We start from the raw sequence: 14,958 nt of genomic DNA on the forward strand, positions 1-14,958 counted from the left end.
TTCAATTAAAACCCCAGAGCTTTCCTCCTTCTTAAATAGGTTACAATTATTAAAAAAAGCAATCCTGAGATTTCCGTAAAACTTCCTGCTAACTGGAAGACAGGTTTATTTATATCACCTGAAAACACAACTTTCCCAACTGTTTCAGCATGAATCAGAATAGGTTTTTCTGCTGTTCCATGTGTATTAACAATTAACTCCCAATTGTCATATTGGTTATTCGCAATGACAATCTCATCACCCGGTACAACTAGCTCTGCGACTTTTTTAAACTCGTTCTGGCTGTTAACTTTATACACTTTACCAGCTGCACTAGTATGGATAAATAGCAAACAGCCCAATAATGATATTAGATTTTTCATTGGAATATAATTGTTTTTTAATGGTAATGAAGCTATCATGCGCTACCTGGTTCTTATTCATTTCGCTTTGTGTTCTGCTGCACATGATGGTTTCATACGATAAATGATAGGTTTATAATTATTTAATAACTCCGTTGAGCAACAATTGCCAGTTAGGATAAGTGCCAGATACAGCCATTAACTTTTTTTTTACGATGCTGGTGTAGCGTGGCTGAAAATAAGCGGCATAGGAAAGCACCCCAATAGCCGTTTTCGGATCGAAATCATGACCTATTGTATAACCCGCTTCTTTATTTTCAGCTCTCTTTTTATCAAAAGGTGTTTTGCTGTTTACAAACTCCTTGTGTTTCTTTTCACCCGTAGCAAAAGGTATTAAAAACTCAACGGATTTTTGAATAGATGATCCTGAAGGAGATGTATAAGCAAAATAATCAAATCCAGTTGCCCGCTTAATGAGTATTGCCGTTTTCAAGAGAGGTTCCAAAGTATAAATATGGTAATGGAGTGCATCCCTGTCTTCAAAATCCATCCCAGAGCCATCAGCATACAGGTTCTTTAAGATCTGAGTTTTGATATTTGTATCAGCAAACCGTTGGTACGTTTTTTATTATTAAGTATAAAAGCAATATTGGCCACTACTTTTATCCGATGTGAATTCCAGTTATTATAGACACTTTTCTTTTCTGATTTGAAAACGCGGGTTTGAAATTTCAGCATCAGCCAACTGGATTAACCACGCAGTGACTATTTCTTTTTCATTTGTTGTAAACTCTTCCTTTATCAAATCATAAGCTTCCAGTAAAGGATCTAGTTTACTGTCATTGATCGGATTACCGAGGCCATGATTAGTCCTTGCCCAGGCTATAATATATTGAATACTCTTTTTTAAATAAATCTTCTGATTACTGATGCGGTAAGTGTAGGCCAGGGCATATATTTTAGGCAGATCAGCAAGCGCTTTCTGTGTAATAATTTTTTTAGGATCATTTGCCAGATGTCCCTCAGAAATGATCGTATCTATTGGATTGGGCTCCTGCTGCAAGGAGATATCAGCTAAGGATTTTAAACTCTGATAGTTTTTTTCTGCACTTTGATCTGTTTTAATTAATAAGACCAGTTTTTGTATCTCGTTTCTATTTAAACTGAGCGATTGAGTCTGTAAAACCGGGATCAAACCTTGCGAAAATCCAGCGACAGATAGATAATAACAATAAAAAGCCAGACAGGCTATTTAAGTAAAATTTGCTCATAAGTTTAATATTTGGTTTAGTTTAATTAGGAATTGAAATTAAACAACCACACTCTAAATGGTTTAAGCTAAATCCCAAAAAATGGGCTAAAGACCAATTCCTCTCATTTCAAGCGTTTGAAATAATGTGAAATATATGCAAGAGAAGAATCAATTATAATTACTTACCATGTTACAACAAGTCACTCTTTTAAAAAAATGCAAGCAAATCTGATTCAAAAACGATGAACAAACTGAAACCATTTTTATTTTCATCGATACTAATTATCTCCCTATTTTTCTCTGCTGCGATAAAGGCACAGGATAAAGACGATAAAATTTACATTCTCGACTCCGTAAATATGCCACAACATTGCTGTGCGGTCTTATTATCGCTTACCTATTTCATTTACAATAAATCCCTGATTCCAAAAGAATTTATAAGCAGCTTGTGGTAAATCTACCAACTGTGCTACAGATAGTTCAAACCTCCGTGAGCGCATGTTACTCAATGCTTCATTCATCAAGGCTTTACCAAATAGTAACTGGCCCTGGTAAGCAGCAAGGCTGACTTCCCCACTCCCTAATTGGCTTTTTATATCTTTCAAATTAGCTTTTTGCATATCAGGATCATGTACCATATCAGTCGGTTTTGATGTTGCTGCCAATTTAAACATCAGCATAGCATATACCAGCCGGCATATCTGGCGCATGATAAAAAACCTCGCCCGGTTATAATCATTTAGATCACTACCAAAATAGCTATCAAGGAAAACATGCTCCTGCTCTTCAACAGAGATATGAAAATTTGCTGTTATGGCCAGATCAACATACCGGTCATTCTTAAAAGCCGCATCCCAGTCAATGATCCATATTTTTTCGCCATCAAATACCATGTTATTAGGATTAAGATCGTTATGGCTCGAAACCCGATCTTCATCATTCCATGGATAATGTTTTCTGATTTACATCATAATTAGCAAAACACTCCTCGAAAACTGGCCCTGTTAACATCTGTGAAGCTTTGAACTGATCGATGAGCCTGTCAACGGTATCTATTAGACTGCTTTCTTTTGGAAAAAGCGGTAGGCCATGTATACATTTAATAGTTTTCGCAAGCTCAGATAACAGCCTTTCCGGGGATCTAAAAACAGCTTGCAGTGGAATATTTTTAATAAAGCCTGTGATTGCTATACCTTCTGCCTTATTCAGATAATAAACTGGCGGAGCAATGCCCGCATCGGCAGCAATTTCCATACAGGTATACGCATTGACAGGTTCCGCTGAAATATCTGATTTCAAAACATATTCCTGATCGTTAACCGCAATTTTATAGACTTTAGAAGCTGAAAGTCCACCAGCGAGTAAAATTATTTCATCTACCTCTGTTGTGCTAAAGGTTTGTAATAACGCTTTCTCAACTACCGCTAATTTTTCGGCTGGTATAAGACCGTACAAAGTGCATAATCAGGTAATATTGCCACCCAATCTGGTAAGCAGGTTATTTATAAGGTTGATGTCTTTTGATTTCTCGACCGGAATGATTTCATTGGCCAATAGATTAGCTGTTTTTTCTGCATCTTCAAACAATTGCTTACCTGCTGGAGTAAGTACAACGTAACTCACCCTTGCATCCCGCTCGTTCGCTTCACGTGTAACCAAACCTCTTTTTTCCAGAGGTAAAAGTACCCGGGTGATACCGGATGCAGTAATTCCTATTTTATCAGCCAGATCTACCCTTCTCATCTTTTCACCTGCTGACTGCTGTAACAGATACAGGATCATAAAATCGTTAAAACCTATACCGTGAATATTTAGCCTGTCAAACCTGCGCGATATAACAGCTTGCACTTTGGCCAGGTTCATTAATGTTTTAAGGGAAGAGTTTATTGTTGACATATACTTGACTACTCAATGATTATGCAATAATATCACATTACAATAAGATTTGCAATTATTCTTTAATATAATTGTCGAAATTTCATTGATATAACGTATTTACATCGACAAAAAGATGAATTCTCTAACAAAATCCTTACCTTGAAACGCTCAGTGAAAACTGACATTTATAACAACAAAACAATAAGAAAAATGGCACAGCAAAGCATTCATGTTTGGGCGGGAACTTCAGAGAAAACAGAAGAACAATTCTATAAATATTTCGACCAGTCAAAATTCCTGAAAAACACCGAAGATTTAAACCTCCGCTCCCAGTTCAGTAAAGATCTGAACCTGCAAAATTCTTACGACGAAGACTGGATTACTATTTTCCATAACAAAAAAAAAAGATCAGCATTCAATCCGTTATTGAGGAGCTGCCAGTATGGAATGATCAAACCGAAGTAGAAATCTATCAGGCTTGTGTAAAGAAAGGAATTTCAACAGCAAATGCCATATTTAGTTATGCAGATGATGACCTAACGATTGAGAATCAAAAAGGAACCTATAATGGCCTGTTATATATAGGATAGGATGCTTTGACATTCCAGCCTAAAATTTCTACTTTACAAGACATGCAAGACTATATATTTGAAATTCAATTAAAAGTAAGGGATTATGAGTGCGATATACAGGGCATTGTAAATAATGCCACCTATCAATCTTATCTTGAACATGCCCGTCATGAATATCTGCAATCAAAAAACATTTCCTTTAAAAAGCTGACTGAAGAAGGCATCCTTTTAATGGTCTCCAGAATTGAAATGGACTTTAAAAGATCACTTACTTCTGGAGACACTTTTCTTGTGAAACTAAGAATTGAAAGACAAGGAGTTAAACTGGTGTTTTTTGAAGATATCTTTCGTTTGTCAGACCATGCGTTATGCCTCAAAGCTAAGGTTGATGTTATTGCTAAAATCAATGATAAACTGAGCAGAGGGGAAATTTTCGATACACTGAGCCTGGTTATGGAAAAATAAAAATTATGAATCTTATAGTCAACGAAAAAGATATTAGTATTCTGATTCAGACAGATCAACTAATCGCTGATATATATAACCGGCATCAGTCACCACCAAACTGGTCGAGACCTCCGGGGTTTATTACCTTATCGAAAATAATATTAGAGCAGCAGGTTAGCCTGTCTTCCGCTAATGCACATTTTCAAAAACTAAATGGCTATATCACAGAATTTACACCAGCCAACATTCTGAAATTAAGTGATGATGAAATGAGAGATTGTCAGATAAGCCGGCAAAAATCGAAATACCTTCGCGAACTCTCCAGTGCAATACTCAATAAAGACATAGATCTTGAAGAATTCTCAAATCTGGATGAAACAGAAATCAGAAGTCAGCTAATCAAAATTAAAGGGATTGGCCACTGGACAATAGACGTTTATTTAATGTTTTGTTTAGGAGCTAAAGACATTCTGCCTCTGGGAGATATTGCCGTGGTGAATACCATAAAAGAGCTGACAAATGCAAAAACAAAGGAAGAAATGATTGCTTTGTCTGAAAAATGGAAACTTTCCGATCACTCGCAACCTATTTTTTATGGCATCATTATTTAATCAAACGTAACCGACAAAGCAGCCAGCTTGGATACACATAGCATCAACATTTAAGCTACGCAATACGGATACTTAAACCGTTCTGATATATTCATCAGCAATCCCCTTTAAAAAAGGCACAACTTCTAATTCAAACCATGGATTTTTCTTTTGCCAGATCTTATTTCGCGGAGACGGATGAACGAGTGGTAAAAATGATGGCAGATATTCACGAAAATTGCGCACTCTTTCAGTGAGCAACATCTTTCTTGCATCTTTCAAATAATAGTTTTGTGCATATTGACCGATAAGTATAGTCAGCTGAACTTCTTTCATATTGCTTAATAACAGTTGGTGCCATAATGGGGCACATTCAGGGCGAGGCGGAAGATCCCCCGAACTGCCTTTACCGGGATAACAAAAACCCATTGGGATTAAAGCAAATAACCGGTCATCATAAAACTGCTCTTTGGAAACCCAAGCCACCTCCTTAATTCATTTCCACTTTGATCGTCCCAGGGTATTCCGCTATTTTGAACTTTTTGTCCCGGAGCCTGCCCTATGATCACAATTTTAGATTTAACACTCGCCCTAATAATCGGTTTGGGCAAATTAGGCAAATAATCTTTGCACTCCATACAGGATCTTATTTCCTTTAAAATATCATCCACGCTGTAAAATTAAAAGATAAAAATAAAAGAACCTCCGGGCCGCTAAATATTTAGTCCTCAAATAATATGTAGCCTATATTGTCATCGTTTATACCAGACAATAAATATCTGGTATTATTTGATAAATTTATATCCAGTATATCATCATCCGTATTAGGTTCAAATTCTTCACTTAATGGCTTTTCTTTGAGCAATTTAGCCTGATCATATAATATTAAGATACCGCATTTTTCATAAAATGGCCTCAGTTCTTTTTCGCAAAACCCTACGCATTCAACACCCCTGCTTTTTAGATTGCAGACAATCCCGGATTAACCGTTTCGCATAACCTTTCATTTTTACTATAGAGACTAAACCTACCAGTTCTGATAAACTGTAAACAGCATTATTTACTTCGATTTTAAAATCAAAATTGATCCGTGTTACACAAAGTATATTTGAATGCCGATCTGCAAGTAAATGAAATTCAGAATCACTGAACCTTTCGTTAAATTCCTGTACAGTAAAGCCGAGCCATTCTTTCACCTCCCAATATTGCAAAATGACCCCGATTTCAGATAATGAGAGCATATCAGGAGTTTTTATATGATAAGTTATCATATAAAAAATCAGATTAAAACGCTGGAAACTAATCCATTTTTCTCAAGCCTGTTAAAAAGCGTTAATACACCAGGCACTTGAGCAGGCTCTTTTAAATAAGTTTCCAGGTCAAAATAACCTACCTTGTCAATTTCATTACTAGCCACAATTTCTTCCGTTAAATCATAGATAAAACAATCTTGCTCCATCAGTATACTTTTATATCCCCATAGGCAGGAGCTGTAATATGGCAGTAAAACTCAAGTAAATCCGGGTTCATTTGAATATTCAACTCTTCCTTTATCTCCCTTTGGATAGCCTGGAGAGAAGTCTCCCCACTATCAATTTTCCCTCCCGGAAGATACCAGGCATTTTTATTACCACTAAAAGCTAATAATAGTTTCCCTTCTTTGATGACAACTAATCCTGCTGTATGCAATGTTACAAATTCACTACTCATGTCGCTAATTTAATATTTTTCACCTTCAAATCAGGAGAACTATATGATTTTATTAGAATGTCCCAGGAACCCATGTATTTTATTTATCATGCAATTACATATCATATGTAGAAATAAACATATATACTTGTATAGAAATCTGATAAATAAAATGGATATTAATTACATAGAAATAAACAAAGAATCCTGGAATAACCGAACAGAGACACATTTAAAATCTGATTTCTATAACCTTGAAGACTTCCTCAAAGGTAAAAAACCTCTCTTAATGAAATTGAACTTAATTTACTTGGAGATATAAAAGGTAAAAGCATTTTACACCTGCAATGTCACTTTGGACAAGACACAATTTCTTTGGGAAGGCTGGGAGCCAAAGTAACTGGTATAGACTTATCGGACAAAGCCATTGCAGCTGCAAAAGAAATTGCCGGAAAAACTAAAACTGAGGCCACATTTATATGCTGCAATATTTACGATCTCCCGAATCATTTGGATGAACAATTCGATATTGTATTTACCAGTTACGGAACAATTGGCTGGTTGCCCGATCTTGATCAATGGGCACAAATAGTTTCCAGATTTCTAAAGACTAATGGGAAATTTGTTTTCGTAGAATTCCATCCTGTAGTATGGATGTTTGATGATAATTTTGATAAAATAGGCTATAATTACTTCAATACAGGGCCTATTATAGAAACCTCAAGCGGAACTTACGCGGACAGAGAAGCTAAAATAAGTCAGAAGTCTGTTGGCTGGAATCATAGCATAAGCGAAGTTCTCAATAACCTTTTAAAATACAACCTTGAACTTAGTTCACTGGATGAATTTGATTATTCTCCATATAATTGCTTCAACAACACCGTAGAATCTGGCACTGAACAAAAAAAATATCGCATAAAACACCTTGAAAATAAGATACCAATGGTCTATGCAATCGTAGCCACAAAGAAAAACCAAGTGTAATTATAAAATCTGATGCCAACAATCTAATTTACATCAGATTTCCACAAAGCAAACTCAGGAGAAAGTATATGAAGAATTTATTGACTGTCCGTAATGCGATAATAAAAGAATATGCTGAAAAAAGCCTCCCCCTCACAGACCAGATGAAAATTTAAAACAGCTACAAAATCACATACCTCAGTAGCCCCACCAAAAGGCTTAGTAGAATAAGGTAAACGACGTTTAACTTCAACTTAAGCATCAAAAAAAGAGAAATTACAATCCAGACTAAAGCAACGGCATCAAAATGAGAAACGGTTACTCCGCCTGGAAAAATCACATCTTTTCCTAAAAAGATAGTTAGATTCAGGATAACCCCAACCACAGCGGCAGTAACCAGTTTTAAGACTCCGCCAATTACTTCATTACCATGGGATTTTTCAATTAATGGACCGCCAATAAAAATGAATAAAAAGCAAGGCAGGAACGTATAAAAAGTAGTCATTACCAATGCAATACTTCCCATCAGCAAAGACCCATTAAAATGGTTAAATCCTGCCATAAACCCAACAAAGCCGACTACAATAATCAGTGGGCCGGGCGTAGTCTCCGCAAGAGCAAAACCATCCACCATTTGCATTTTGGAAAGCCAGCTGAGCTTAGTTACCGCAAATTGTGCCACATATGGCAATACTGTATATGAACCTCCAATAGTTAAGAAAGCCGTTTGTGTAAAAAACAAAATTAATTGCTTCCAGAAGGAAAAGTCTCCCGATAAAATATAAAACGCAGTCAAAGGAATGAACCAAAAAATCATCAGGAAAATACAACAAGCTGTTTAATGAATCGTTTAATTTCAAATCCAGCATCCGGTGCAACCGAAGATGAATTGATATAATAATCTTCTTCATTTACAGGCTGATCCTGCTGCATATTATCCGCTCCATGTAACAATTCTGGATTAAAATACCGGATAATCAGCGCCAGAACAATAGTTCCAATGATGATTAAAAGTAGTGAAACATTGAAAAAGAAAATGCAAATGAAAGCGGCACCCGCTATTATGAAATGTAAAATACCACTCAGAGACTTCTGTCCAACTTTACATAAGGCAATGATAATGATGGCAATTACTGCCGGTTTCAAGCCATTGAACATAGCATAAATCCATGGTAAATTGCCATACGACACATAAACGATACTTAAAGCAAGGAGAATAAACATCGATGGCAGAACGAATAATATACCTGCAATCAGGCCACCCTTTTTACCATGTAATTGCCAGCCAATATAAATAGCTAATTGCTGTGCCTCGGGTCCGGGCGGGCAAAAGCATACAGATACTCAGCGCGTGAAAGAACCGGCTGTTACTAATCCATTTTTTCTTGTCTACCAGGAAATCATGCATTAATGCAATGTGTCCGGCTGTCCCGCCAAAACTAATCCAACCTAACTTAAACCAGAATCTTACAGCCTCTTTAAATGCGGGTCTCCCCAATCGTTTCTCATCCATCATTATAATGCTTAAAGATACGAAAAACCGCGATTTCAGCCAAGTTTAAGACACATATAATTGCCGTTTTTTAAGCATTTATCATCTCCTCCCGCCTATCTGCTGACGCCACATTGAGTAATACAAACCCTTCTGCTCTAAAAGCTCCTTGTGGCTTCCTGTCTCGGCAAACTGCCCCTCCGTAATCTCTTCTGAAGTGGCTGAAGGTTTAACAAAAAGTAATTTATCCTTTATAGAACGGAGTGTCTTGCGTAACAAAGCCAATTTGTCTTCTAAGCGGGTTATCTAACCGGCCAATCTCCGCAGAATTTTCCGGACGCTGCTCAACCGGCTTGTTCATCAGTTTATCAAAAGTTCTTAAATAAGCATCAGCTTCCCGGTAAAGGATAATCATATTACCTAAATCCTGTAAAGGCGCAAAAATAGCCGTTGAAATAAATTGCATTACCTGGAATGGTTAAATAAATATCATCCCAATATTATTTTATAAAAAGATAATATCAGTTAATAAATTACCAATCTGAGCTTATACGTTTTATTTACATTTGGTTCCAGACAAGCCAAATGTAATTATGATCAAGTATAAACTATTTTCCTTAGCGACGCTCTCCTTTTTTCTACTCCTGAATCTCACCTATGCTCAAACTACAAACAGAAATTATTCTGTTATCCCTCAGCCTGCTACTCTAAAACCACTAGCAGGTCAGTTTCTGATCCATAAAAACACCCCGATTATAAGTCCTTCAAATTCAGTGTTTGACGCGGCATCGGCCGAGATAAAAAACATGGCCGGGAAAAGTACCGGACAGGGAAAAACCACAGGAAAGATCATTCTTAAAACCGGAGATAATTCATTACCTCAGGGCGGATATACACTTTCTGTAAAAAATGAATCTATTACCATTACCTCCAACACAGCAGAAGGTGCTTTTTATGCCGTATCAACACTAAAACAGCTTATCGGAGCTCCTTTGTATACCAACCATCCCTTAAAAGACCTTAGCGTTCCTTGTGTAGAAATCACAGACGCCCCCCGTTTCGAGTGGAGAGGTATGCATTTAGATGTATCCCGTCACTTTTTTGATATCGCCTATCTTGAAAAAATGATAGACCGCATGGCATTATATAAGTTCAACAAATTCCATTTACATCTCACAGATGATCAGGGCTGGCGTATAGAAATTAAAAAATATCCCGAACTAACAGCTAAAGGCGCATGGCGTACACTTAACAAACAAGATTCCACCTGCCTTACCTTAGCTAAAGATAATCCTGACTATGCCCTTCCTGAGAAACATTTCAAGGTTATTGATGGGGTAAGGAAATGGAGGATTTTATACTCAGGAAGAAATGAAAGGCTTGATCAGCTATGCTCAGGCAAGAGCTATTGAAATTATCCCCGAAATAGATATGCCAGGACACATGATGGCAGCAACAACGTTGATGCCATGGCTTTCGTCTAATGGAAAAGGCGGGCAGGCAAAAGATTTTTCTGAGCCTTTATGTCCATGCAAAGAAACTACTTATGAGTTCGCCGAGAATGTATTTACAGAAATAGCGGCACTTTTCCCAAGTAAATACATACACTTAGGTGCAGATGAAGTAGAGAAAAGCAGCTGGAAAAACGTTCCTGAATGTGATGCGTTAATGAAAAAAGAAGGTTTAAAAGACATCAATGAACTTCAAAGTTATTTCGTTCATAGAATGGAACGCTTTTTTATAAGCAAAAACAAGAAGATGATTGGATGGGATGAAATCTTAGATGGTGGAATATCCAAAACAGCAACGATGATGTATTGGCGTACATGGATTCCTGGTGCCCCAAAACATGCCGCAGCAAAAGGAAATGAAATCATTATGGCACCTGGAGAATACTGTTATTTTGATGCCCAGCAGGATGTCAATTCCCTGCAAAAAGTTTACACATTTGATCCACTTGGTTTTCAGCTCAGCACAGCCGATAAAAAACTCATTAAGGGAGTTCAGGCCTGCACATGGACAGAAACTATTCCGAGCGAACAGCGTCTCGAATATATGATTTTCCCAAGGATGATGGCTATGTCAGAAGTAGCCTGGAGTAATTCACCAGCAGATTGGAAAGGATTTGAAAAGAGAGTGATCAGCCAGTTACCAATGCTGGATGCCATGAACATCAATTACAGGTTCCAGGATCTGAAAGGTTTTAGTCTAAACAGTGTTTTTACTGATACCACTTCCCTTCGCATTATTAATCCTGTTCCGGCTTTTAAAATACATTATACTACAGATGGATCTTTACCTACTCCAGCGTCCACAGTATTTAATGAAAGTGTTAAAGTTAATCATCAGCCAGTTCAATTTAAATTAGCCGCATTTAATACATCCGGCAAACGCGGAGAAGTTTATACGATCAATTATAAGAAACAAGATTATTTTGAACCCGCCAAAGTCACTAATCTGCAAAAAGGGTTAAACTTTTCCTACTATCCTCATGGTTACAAAGTAGTTAAAGAGATTAATGAAAAAGATCTGGAAATTCAAAAAGTGACTTCAGCTATCGAGATACCATTAGCCAAAACAGCAGATCAATTTGCGACTAAACATCAAGGTTATTTTTGTGCGGATCAAACAGGAGTTTATACCTTTTTCCTCAGATCTGACGACGGTAGTGTGTTAAATTTAGATGGAAGTATCCTTGTTGACAATGACGGCATGCACTTCGCTATTGAAAAGTCTGCTCAGATTGCGTTAAAAAAAGGATACCATCCTTTTGAATTGTTATTCTTAGAAGGTGGTGGTGGTTATACGCTAAAATTAGAAGTACAAGATCCTTCAGGAAAACGAAGAGATGTGAATGCTAAAGATTTTTACAGATAAGCCGCCGCAAATACCAGGTATAATTCCCATAATTCAAAACCGGGCTGATTTCAAATACAAATCCGTCCGGTCTTGAATTATTCTGAGTTAAAAACAGCCTGACTTAAAAGTTCACAAGGCTCTGACCATCATAGTTTGCGGGTGCATTCAATACCAGGTCATTTTTGTTAGGATGGCTACTATCGATATCATTAAAAGCATAAGTACCGATTGTATTTGCACTCAATGCAGCTTTAAAAATCCTTAAACCAGCAATATTACCCGTAAAAACAGGCCCGTATTTCCCTGTAAGTCTATTCTGGAATTATTTGCAGGACAATCATTACATAGTATAGAAGCTCTTAAAAAACCTGACATCAATGTATGGGCAATAGATTCCAGCTCTGAAATGAAGCAAATTGCTATAACTGGAGGTTTTAAAAATCCCGCTCAATATATAGTAGGTGATCTGCCTCAGGCAATCTTAAATTGTGTTGATCAATTAAAGTTCGATTGTATTACCTGTTTATATAATGGCCTTAGTAATTTAACAAAATCAGCTGTATTCGAGCTTTTGAGTAACTGCAAACAAATTCTGAACAGTAAAGGAAAGATATTTATAGAGCTGCATAACATCTTCTATATTATGCAGTAGCTACACTGCAAAAGTGCCTGTAAAATTTCTGATTCAGGGTGCACAACGTACAGATACCATAGAATTCACTTCAACAGATCATATTTACAGTGCAGAGGATATTGTGTTTTTAGCTTACCTTTTGGGCTATAACAGCAGAATAATGACAACTCATCCCGGTTGGGAAGAGCATTTCGAAAAAGCTATCATTCTTGAATTATCTCTCAAATAAAACACTTCAATCTTATAGAAGGCCCTGCATCTTGAACCTGCCCCAAAATTAAAAGGCTATTTTGGGGCTTTTACATTCATTACCTGTTAACATCGCAGAAAAATAAAATCTGTAAATTTGCCGGATGATGAAACAGAACAAATACGACGATCCGGATTTTTTCGCAAATTACAATCTGTTGCCCCGTTCAAAAGATGGTTTAAATGGAGCAGGTGAATGGCAGGTTTTCAAAGCATTACTTCCTGATCTGAAAGATAAAAAAGTACTTGATCTTGGTTGTGGTTTTGGCTGGCACTGCCGTTACGCAAGCGAACAGGGAGCCCAATCAGTAACTGGCGTGGATCTTTCTGCAAACATGTTAAAACGTGCCAGAGAAAGTGCTAACGACCCTTCAATTGAATATCTTCAGCTTGCCATAGAAGACATTGACTTTGCCGCTAAACAATTCGATGTAGTGATCAGTTCACTTGCTTTTCATTATGTAGAAAACTTCGATATCGTTTGCAAAAAGGTTAACCACACACTTAAACCTTGTGGTTCATTTGTACTTTCTGTAGAACATCCCATTTTCACTGCAATGGCTTCACAGGATTGGTATTGTGATCAGGAGGGTAAAAGATAAAAGATTACACTGGCCAGTTGACGGTTATCAGGATGAAGGACAACGTGTAGCAAGATTTCTTGACAATGATGTTATCAAATATCACCGCACTTTAGAAACTTATCTCAATACGATCATTGATGCCGGATTCCAGATTACAAAAATCTCAGAACCACAGCCATCAAAAAAAGCACTGGAAGAATATCCTGAAATGAAGGATGAGGCGCGCCGTCCGATTTTTCTTTTGATAGCTGCGATAAAAAAAATTCTTAATATACCTCTTTAATACTTTGTGGTAACAAAGGAGGTGCAAAAGAAGATACACCATTCACATTTGCACCCGCCTGTGCCATGTGACCGGCCCGGTTTAAGATAAACGGGATTGGAAAACTTAATACAGGTTCTGAGAGCTGATCTAATGAAGCGATATCATCAGCAGATAACTTTACAGATAAGGACTTAAGATTCTGATTTAGCTGATCCATTGTACGCGCACCAATTAAAGTAGAAGTTACTCCAGGTCTGCTCGCACCCACGCTAAAGCCACGCTGGCCGGAGTAGTTTCTTTTTCCTGGGCAATCTCAGCTAAGCGGTCAATGATCTGATAAGTATTTTCGGTAAGTTCCGTCCCTACTCCCATACTATTTCTTCCACTTTGTGTTTCCCCCTTATTAGCTCTTGTATATTTCCCGCTTAGAATTCCCCCATTTAACGGAGACCAGGGCATTACACCTAAGCCTAAATCCTGTGCCATTGGAATCAGTTCGCCCTCAACAGTTCTTTCCAATAATGAATATTCTATTTGCAACCCCACAAAAGCCGACCAACCACGAAATTGAGAAATCATTTGAGACTGCGCTATTTTCCATGCTGGTGTATCAGATATGGCAATATAACGTACCTTACCAGAAGTTACCAGATCGTGCAAAGCTGACATGGTTTCTTCAATCGGTGTATAAGGATCAAAAGCATGCATCCAGTATAGGTCTATGTGATCAGTCTGTAATCTTCTTAACGAGTTTTCTAAAGAACTGATAATAGTTTTTCTGCTGGTGCCACCTGCATTTGGATCACCAGGATACAGATTACAGAAAAATTTAGTGGAAAGTACTAACTGATCTCTGCGGAGATCTGTTTTCTTTAAATAATCACCAATTATTTTTTCAGAATGTCCTTTGGTATAAACATTGGCAGTATCAATGATATTACCTCCCAGTTCTATATATTTCGACATAATGGTCTCAGAATCAGATGGAGTTGAACCCCATCCCCAATCTTCACCAAAAGTCATTGCACCAAGAGTAAGCGGACTTACCCTTAACCCTGATTTTCCAAGGGTTCTATAACTTGTTAAATCCATAATATTTATTTTTTAAATATCCACCGCTGTGTGTTATACAATTAAAACACA

The 14,958-nt window shown here is 37.2% G+C and carries 25 protein-coding genes and 2 pseudogenes; 10 read left to right on the plus strand and 17 right to left on the minus strand.

What is annotated here, in order from left to right; genetic code table 11:
• Positions 1-5: 5 nt before the first annotated feature.
• From ACWYN3_RS11680 to ACWYN3_RS11705, 6 genes and pseudogenes are all read right to left on the minus strand, one after another.
• Positions 6-362, minus strand: a complete 357-nt coding sequence (locus ACWYN3_RS11680) for a chondroitinase-B domain-containing protein (protein ID WP_456221300.1) — start codon at positions 360-362, stop codon at positions 6-8.
• A gap of 118 nt (positions 363-480) precedes the next feature.
• Positions 481-939: pseudogene (locus ACWYN3_RS11685) on the minus strand (alginate lyase family protein); the annotation flags it as partial.
• Positions 940-1,026: 87 nt separating this feature from the next.
• The gene (locus ACWYN3_RS11690; protein ID WP_456221301.1) at positions 1,027-1,536 is read right to left on the minus strand and encodes a hypothetical protein; all 510 of its coding nucleotides are present in this window, start codon (positions 1,534-1,536) and stop codon (positions 1,027-1,029) included.
• 443 nt (positions 1,537-1,979) lie between these two features.
• Entirely contained in the window at positions 1,980-2,555 is a 576-nt protein-coding gene (locus ACWYN3_RS11695) for a phosphotransferase family protein (RefSeq protein WP_456222970.1), read from the minus strand.
• Positions 2,530-3,048 (minus strand): hypothetical protein, encoded by a 519-nt coding sequence (locus ACWYN3_RS11700; RefSeq protein ID WP_456221302.1) that lies wholly within the window; start codon positions 3,046-3,048, stop codon positions 2,530-2,532. The genes ACWYN3_RS11695 and ACWYN3_RS11700 overlap by 26 nt, the downstream gene beginning before the upstream one ends.
• A gap of 9 nt (positions 3,049-3,057) precedes the next feature.
• Entirely contained in the window at positions 3,058-3,489 is a 432-nt protein-coding gene (locus ACWYN3_RS11705) for a MarR family winged helix-turn-helix transcriptional regulator (RefSeq protein ID WP_456221303.1), read from the minus strand.
• A 192-nt stretch (positions 3,490-3,681) separates the two neighbouring features.
• Here ACWYN3_RS11705 and ACWYN3_RS11710 point away from each other — a divergent pair, with 192 nt between their 5' ends.
• The 3 genes from ACWYN3_RS11710 to ACWYN3_RS11720 all read left to right on the plus strand — a co-directional run bounded on the left by ACWYN3_RS11710 (position 3,682) and on the right by ACWYN3_RS11720 (position 5,101).
• A complete protein-coding gene (locus tag ACWYN3_RS11710) occupies positions 3,682-3,936 on the plus strand; it encodes an immunity 22 family protein (RefSeq protein WP_456221304.1) in 255 nt (84 codons plus the stop codon).
• Between the two features lie 167 nt (positions 3,937-4,103).
• Entirely contained in the window at positions 4,104-4,508 is a 405-nt protein-coding gene (locus ACWYN3_RS11715; protein ID WP_456221305.1) for an acyl-CoA thioesterase, read from the plus strand.
• A gap of 5 nt (positions 4,509-4,513) precedes the next feature.
• Complete coding sequence (locus ACWYN3_RS11720) at positions 4,514-5,101, plus strand: DNA-3-methyladenine glycosylase family protein (RefSeq protein ID WP_456221306.1); 588 nt, start codon at positions 4,514-4,516, stop codon at positions 5,099-5,101.
• Between the two features lie 72 nt (positions 5,102-5,173).
• Here ACWYN3_RS11720 and ACWYN3_RS11725 read toward each other — a convergent pair.
• The 4 genes and pseudogenes from ACWYN3_RS11725 to ACWYN3_RS11740 form a co-directional block, all read right to left on the minus strand.
• Positions 5,174-5,718 (minus strand): annotated as a pseudogene (locus ACWYN3_RS11725) (uracil-DNA glycosylase family protein).
• A 306-nt stretch (positions 5,719-6,024) separates the two neighbouring features.
• Positions 6,025-6,321 (minus strand): hypothetical protein, encoded by a 297-nt coding sequence (locus ACWYN3_RS11730; protein WP_456221307.1) that lies wholly within the window; start codon positions 6,319-6,321, stop codon positions 6,025-6,027.
• Between the two features lie 38 nt (positions 6,322-6,359).
• On the minus strand, positions 6,360-6,539 hold the full coding sequence (locus ACWYN3_RS11735) for a hypothetical protein (RefSeq protein WP_456221308.1): 180 nt from the start codon (positions 6,537-6,539) through the stop codon (positions 6,360-6,362).
• Positions 6,539-6,790: an NUDIX hydrolase gene (locus ACWYN3_RS11740; RefSeq protein ID WP_456221309.1), complete on the minus strand. Its 252-nt coding sequence runs from the start codon at positions 6,788-6,790 to the stop codon at positions 6,539-6,541. The genes ACWYN3_RS11735 and ACWYN3_RS11740 overlap by 1 nt, the downstream gene beginning before the upstream one ends.
• Before the next feature lie 321 nt (positions 6,791-7,111).
• Here ACWYN3_RS11740 and ACWYN3_RS11745 point away from each other — a divergent pair, with 321 nt between their 5' ends.
• Positions 7,112-7,753: a class I SAM-dependent methyltransferase gene (locus ACWYN3_RS11745; RefSeq protein WP_456222971.1), complete on the plus strand. Its 642-nt coding sequence runs from the start codon at positions 7,112-7,114 to the stop codon at positions 7,751-7,753.
• A 160-nt stretch (positions 7,754-7,913) separates the two neighbouring features.
• On the opposite strand, the gene ACWYN3_RS11750 is transcribed toward ACWYN3_RS11745, so the two are convergent.
• From ACWYN3_RS11750 to ACWYN3_RS11765, 4 genes are all read right to left on the minus strand, one after another.
• A complete protein-coding gene (locus tag ACWYN3_RS11750) occupies positions 7,914-8,474 on the minus strand; it encodes a chromate transporter (RefSeq protein ID WP_456221310.1) in 561 nt (186 codons plus the stop codon).
• 74 nt (positions 8,475-8,548) lie between these two features.
• A complete protein-coding gene (locus tag ACWYN3_RS11755) occupies positions 8,549-9,028 on the minus strand; it encodes a chromate transporter (protein WP_456222972.1) in 480 nt (159 codons plus the stop codon).
• A complete protein-coding gene (locus ACWYN3_RS11760) occupies positions 9,000-9,248 on the minus strand; it encodes a chromate transporter (RefSeq protein ID WP_456221311.1) in 249 nt (82 codons plus the stop codon). Before ACWYN3_RS11760 ends, ACWYN3_RS11755 begins: the two co-directional genes overlap by 29 nt.
• Positions 9,249-9,468: 220 nt before the next feature.
• Complete coding sequence (locus tag ACWYN3_RS11765; RefSeq protein ID WP_456221312.1) at positions 9,469-9,690, minus strand: hypothetical protein; 222 nt, start codon at positions 9,688-9,690, stop codon at positions 9,469-9,471.
• Positions 9,691-9,817: 127 nt separating this feature from the next.
• Between ACWYN3_RS11765 and ACWYN3_RS11770 the strand changes: the two genes are divergently transcribed.
• Both ACWYN3_RS11770 and ACWYN3_RS11775 read left to right on the plus strand, forming a co-directional pair.
• Positions 9,818-10,636, plus strand: coding sequence for a family 20 glycosylhydrolase (locus tag ACWYN3_RS11770; RefSeq protein WP_456221313.1), 819 nt, complete (start codon positions 9,818-9,820; stop codon positions 10,634-10,636).
• Positions 10,596-12,101: a family 20 glycosylhydrolase gene (locus ACWYN3_RS11775; protein WP_456221314.1), complete on the plus strand. Its 1,506-nt coding sequence runs from the start codon at positions 10,596-10,598 to the stop codon at positions 12,099-12,101. Before ACWYN3_RS11770 ends, ACWYN3_RS11775 begins: the two co-directional genes overlap by 41 nt.
• A gap of 103 nt (positions 12,102-12,204) precedes the next feature.
• Here ACWYN3_RS11775 and ACWYN3_RS11780 read toward each other — a convergent pair whose 3' ends face one another.
• Complete coding sequence (locus ACWYN3_RS11780) at positions 12,205-12,327, minus strand: hypothetical protein (RefSeq protein ID WP_456221315.1); 123 nt, start codon at positions 12,325-12,327, stop codon at positions 12,205-12,207.
• Positions 12,328-12,399: 72 nt separating this feature from the next.
• On the opposite strand from ACWYN3_RS11780, the gene ACWYN3_RS11785 reads away from it, so the two are divergent.
• The 4 genes from ACWYN3_RS11785 to ACWYN3_RS11800 all read left to right on the plus strand — a co-directional run bounded on the left by ACWYN3_RS11785 (position 12,400) and on the right by ACWYN3_RS11800 (position 13,833).
• The gene (locus ACWYN3_RS11785) at positions 12,400-12,735 is read left to right on the plus strand and encodes a methyltransferase domain-containing protein (RefSeq protein WP_456222973.1); all 336 of its coding nucleotides are present in this window, start codon (positions 12,400-12,402) and stop codon (positions 12,733-12,735) included.
• A 13-nt stretch (positions 12,736-12,748) separates the two neighbouring features.
• Positions 12,749-12,946 (plus strand): hypothetical protein, encoded by a 198-nt coding sequence (locus tag ACWYN3_RS11790; protein WP_456221316.1) that lies wholly within the window; start codon positions 12,749-12,751, stop codon positions 12,944-12,946.
• 124 nt (positions 12,947-13,070) lie between these two features.
• The gene (locus tag ACWYN3_RS11795) at positions 13,071-13,568 is read left to right on the plus strand and encodes a class I SAM-dependent methyltransferase (protein ID WP_456221317.1); all 498 of its coding nucleotides are present in this window, start codon (positions 13,071-13,073) and stop codon (positions 13,566-13,568) included.
• Positions 13,546-13,833, plus strand: a complete 288-nt coding sequence (locus ACWYN3_RS11800; RefSeq protein WP_456221318.1) for a hypothetical protein — start codon at positions 13,546-13,548, stop codon at positions 13,831-13,833. The genes ACWYN3_RS11795 and ACWYN3_RS11800 overlap by 23 nt, the downstream gene beginning before the upstream one ends.
• Here the strand turns inward: ACWYN3_RS11800 and ACWYN3_RS11805 are convergent.
• Together ACWYN3_RS11805 and ACWYN3_RS11810 are read right to left on the minus strand one after the other, a co-directional pair.
• A complete protein-coding gene (locus tag ACWYN3_RS11805; protein ID WP_456221319.1) occupies positions 13,817-14,083 on the minus strand; it encodes an aldo/keto reductase in 267 nt (88 codons plus the stop codon). The genes ACWYN3_RS11800 and ACWYN3_RS11805 overlap by 17 nt on opposite strands.
• Positions 14,059-14,907 carry an aldo/keto reductase gene (locus ACWYN3_RS11810; protein WP_456221320.1) on the minus strand — a complete coding sequence of 283 codons (849 nt, stop codon included), beginning with the start codon at positions 14,905-14,907 and terminating at the stop codon, positions 14,059-14,061. Before ACWYN3_RS11810 ends, ACWYN3_RS11805 begins: the two co-directional genes overlap by 25 nt.
• Positions 14,908-14,958: the final 51 nt, after the last annotated feature.

The sequence above is a fragment of the Pedobacter sp. NJ-S-72 genome (assembly GCF_053890575.1).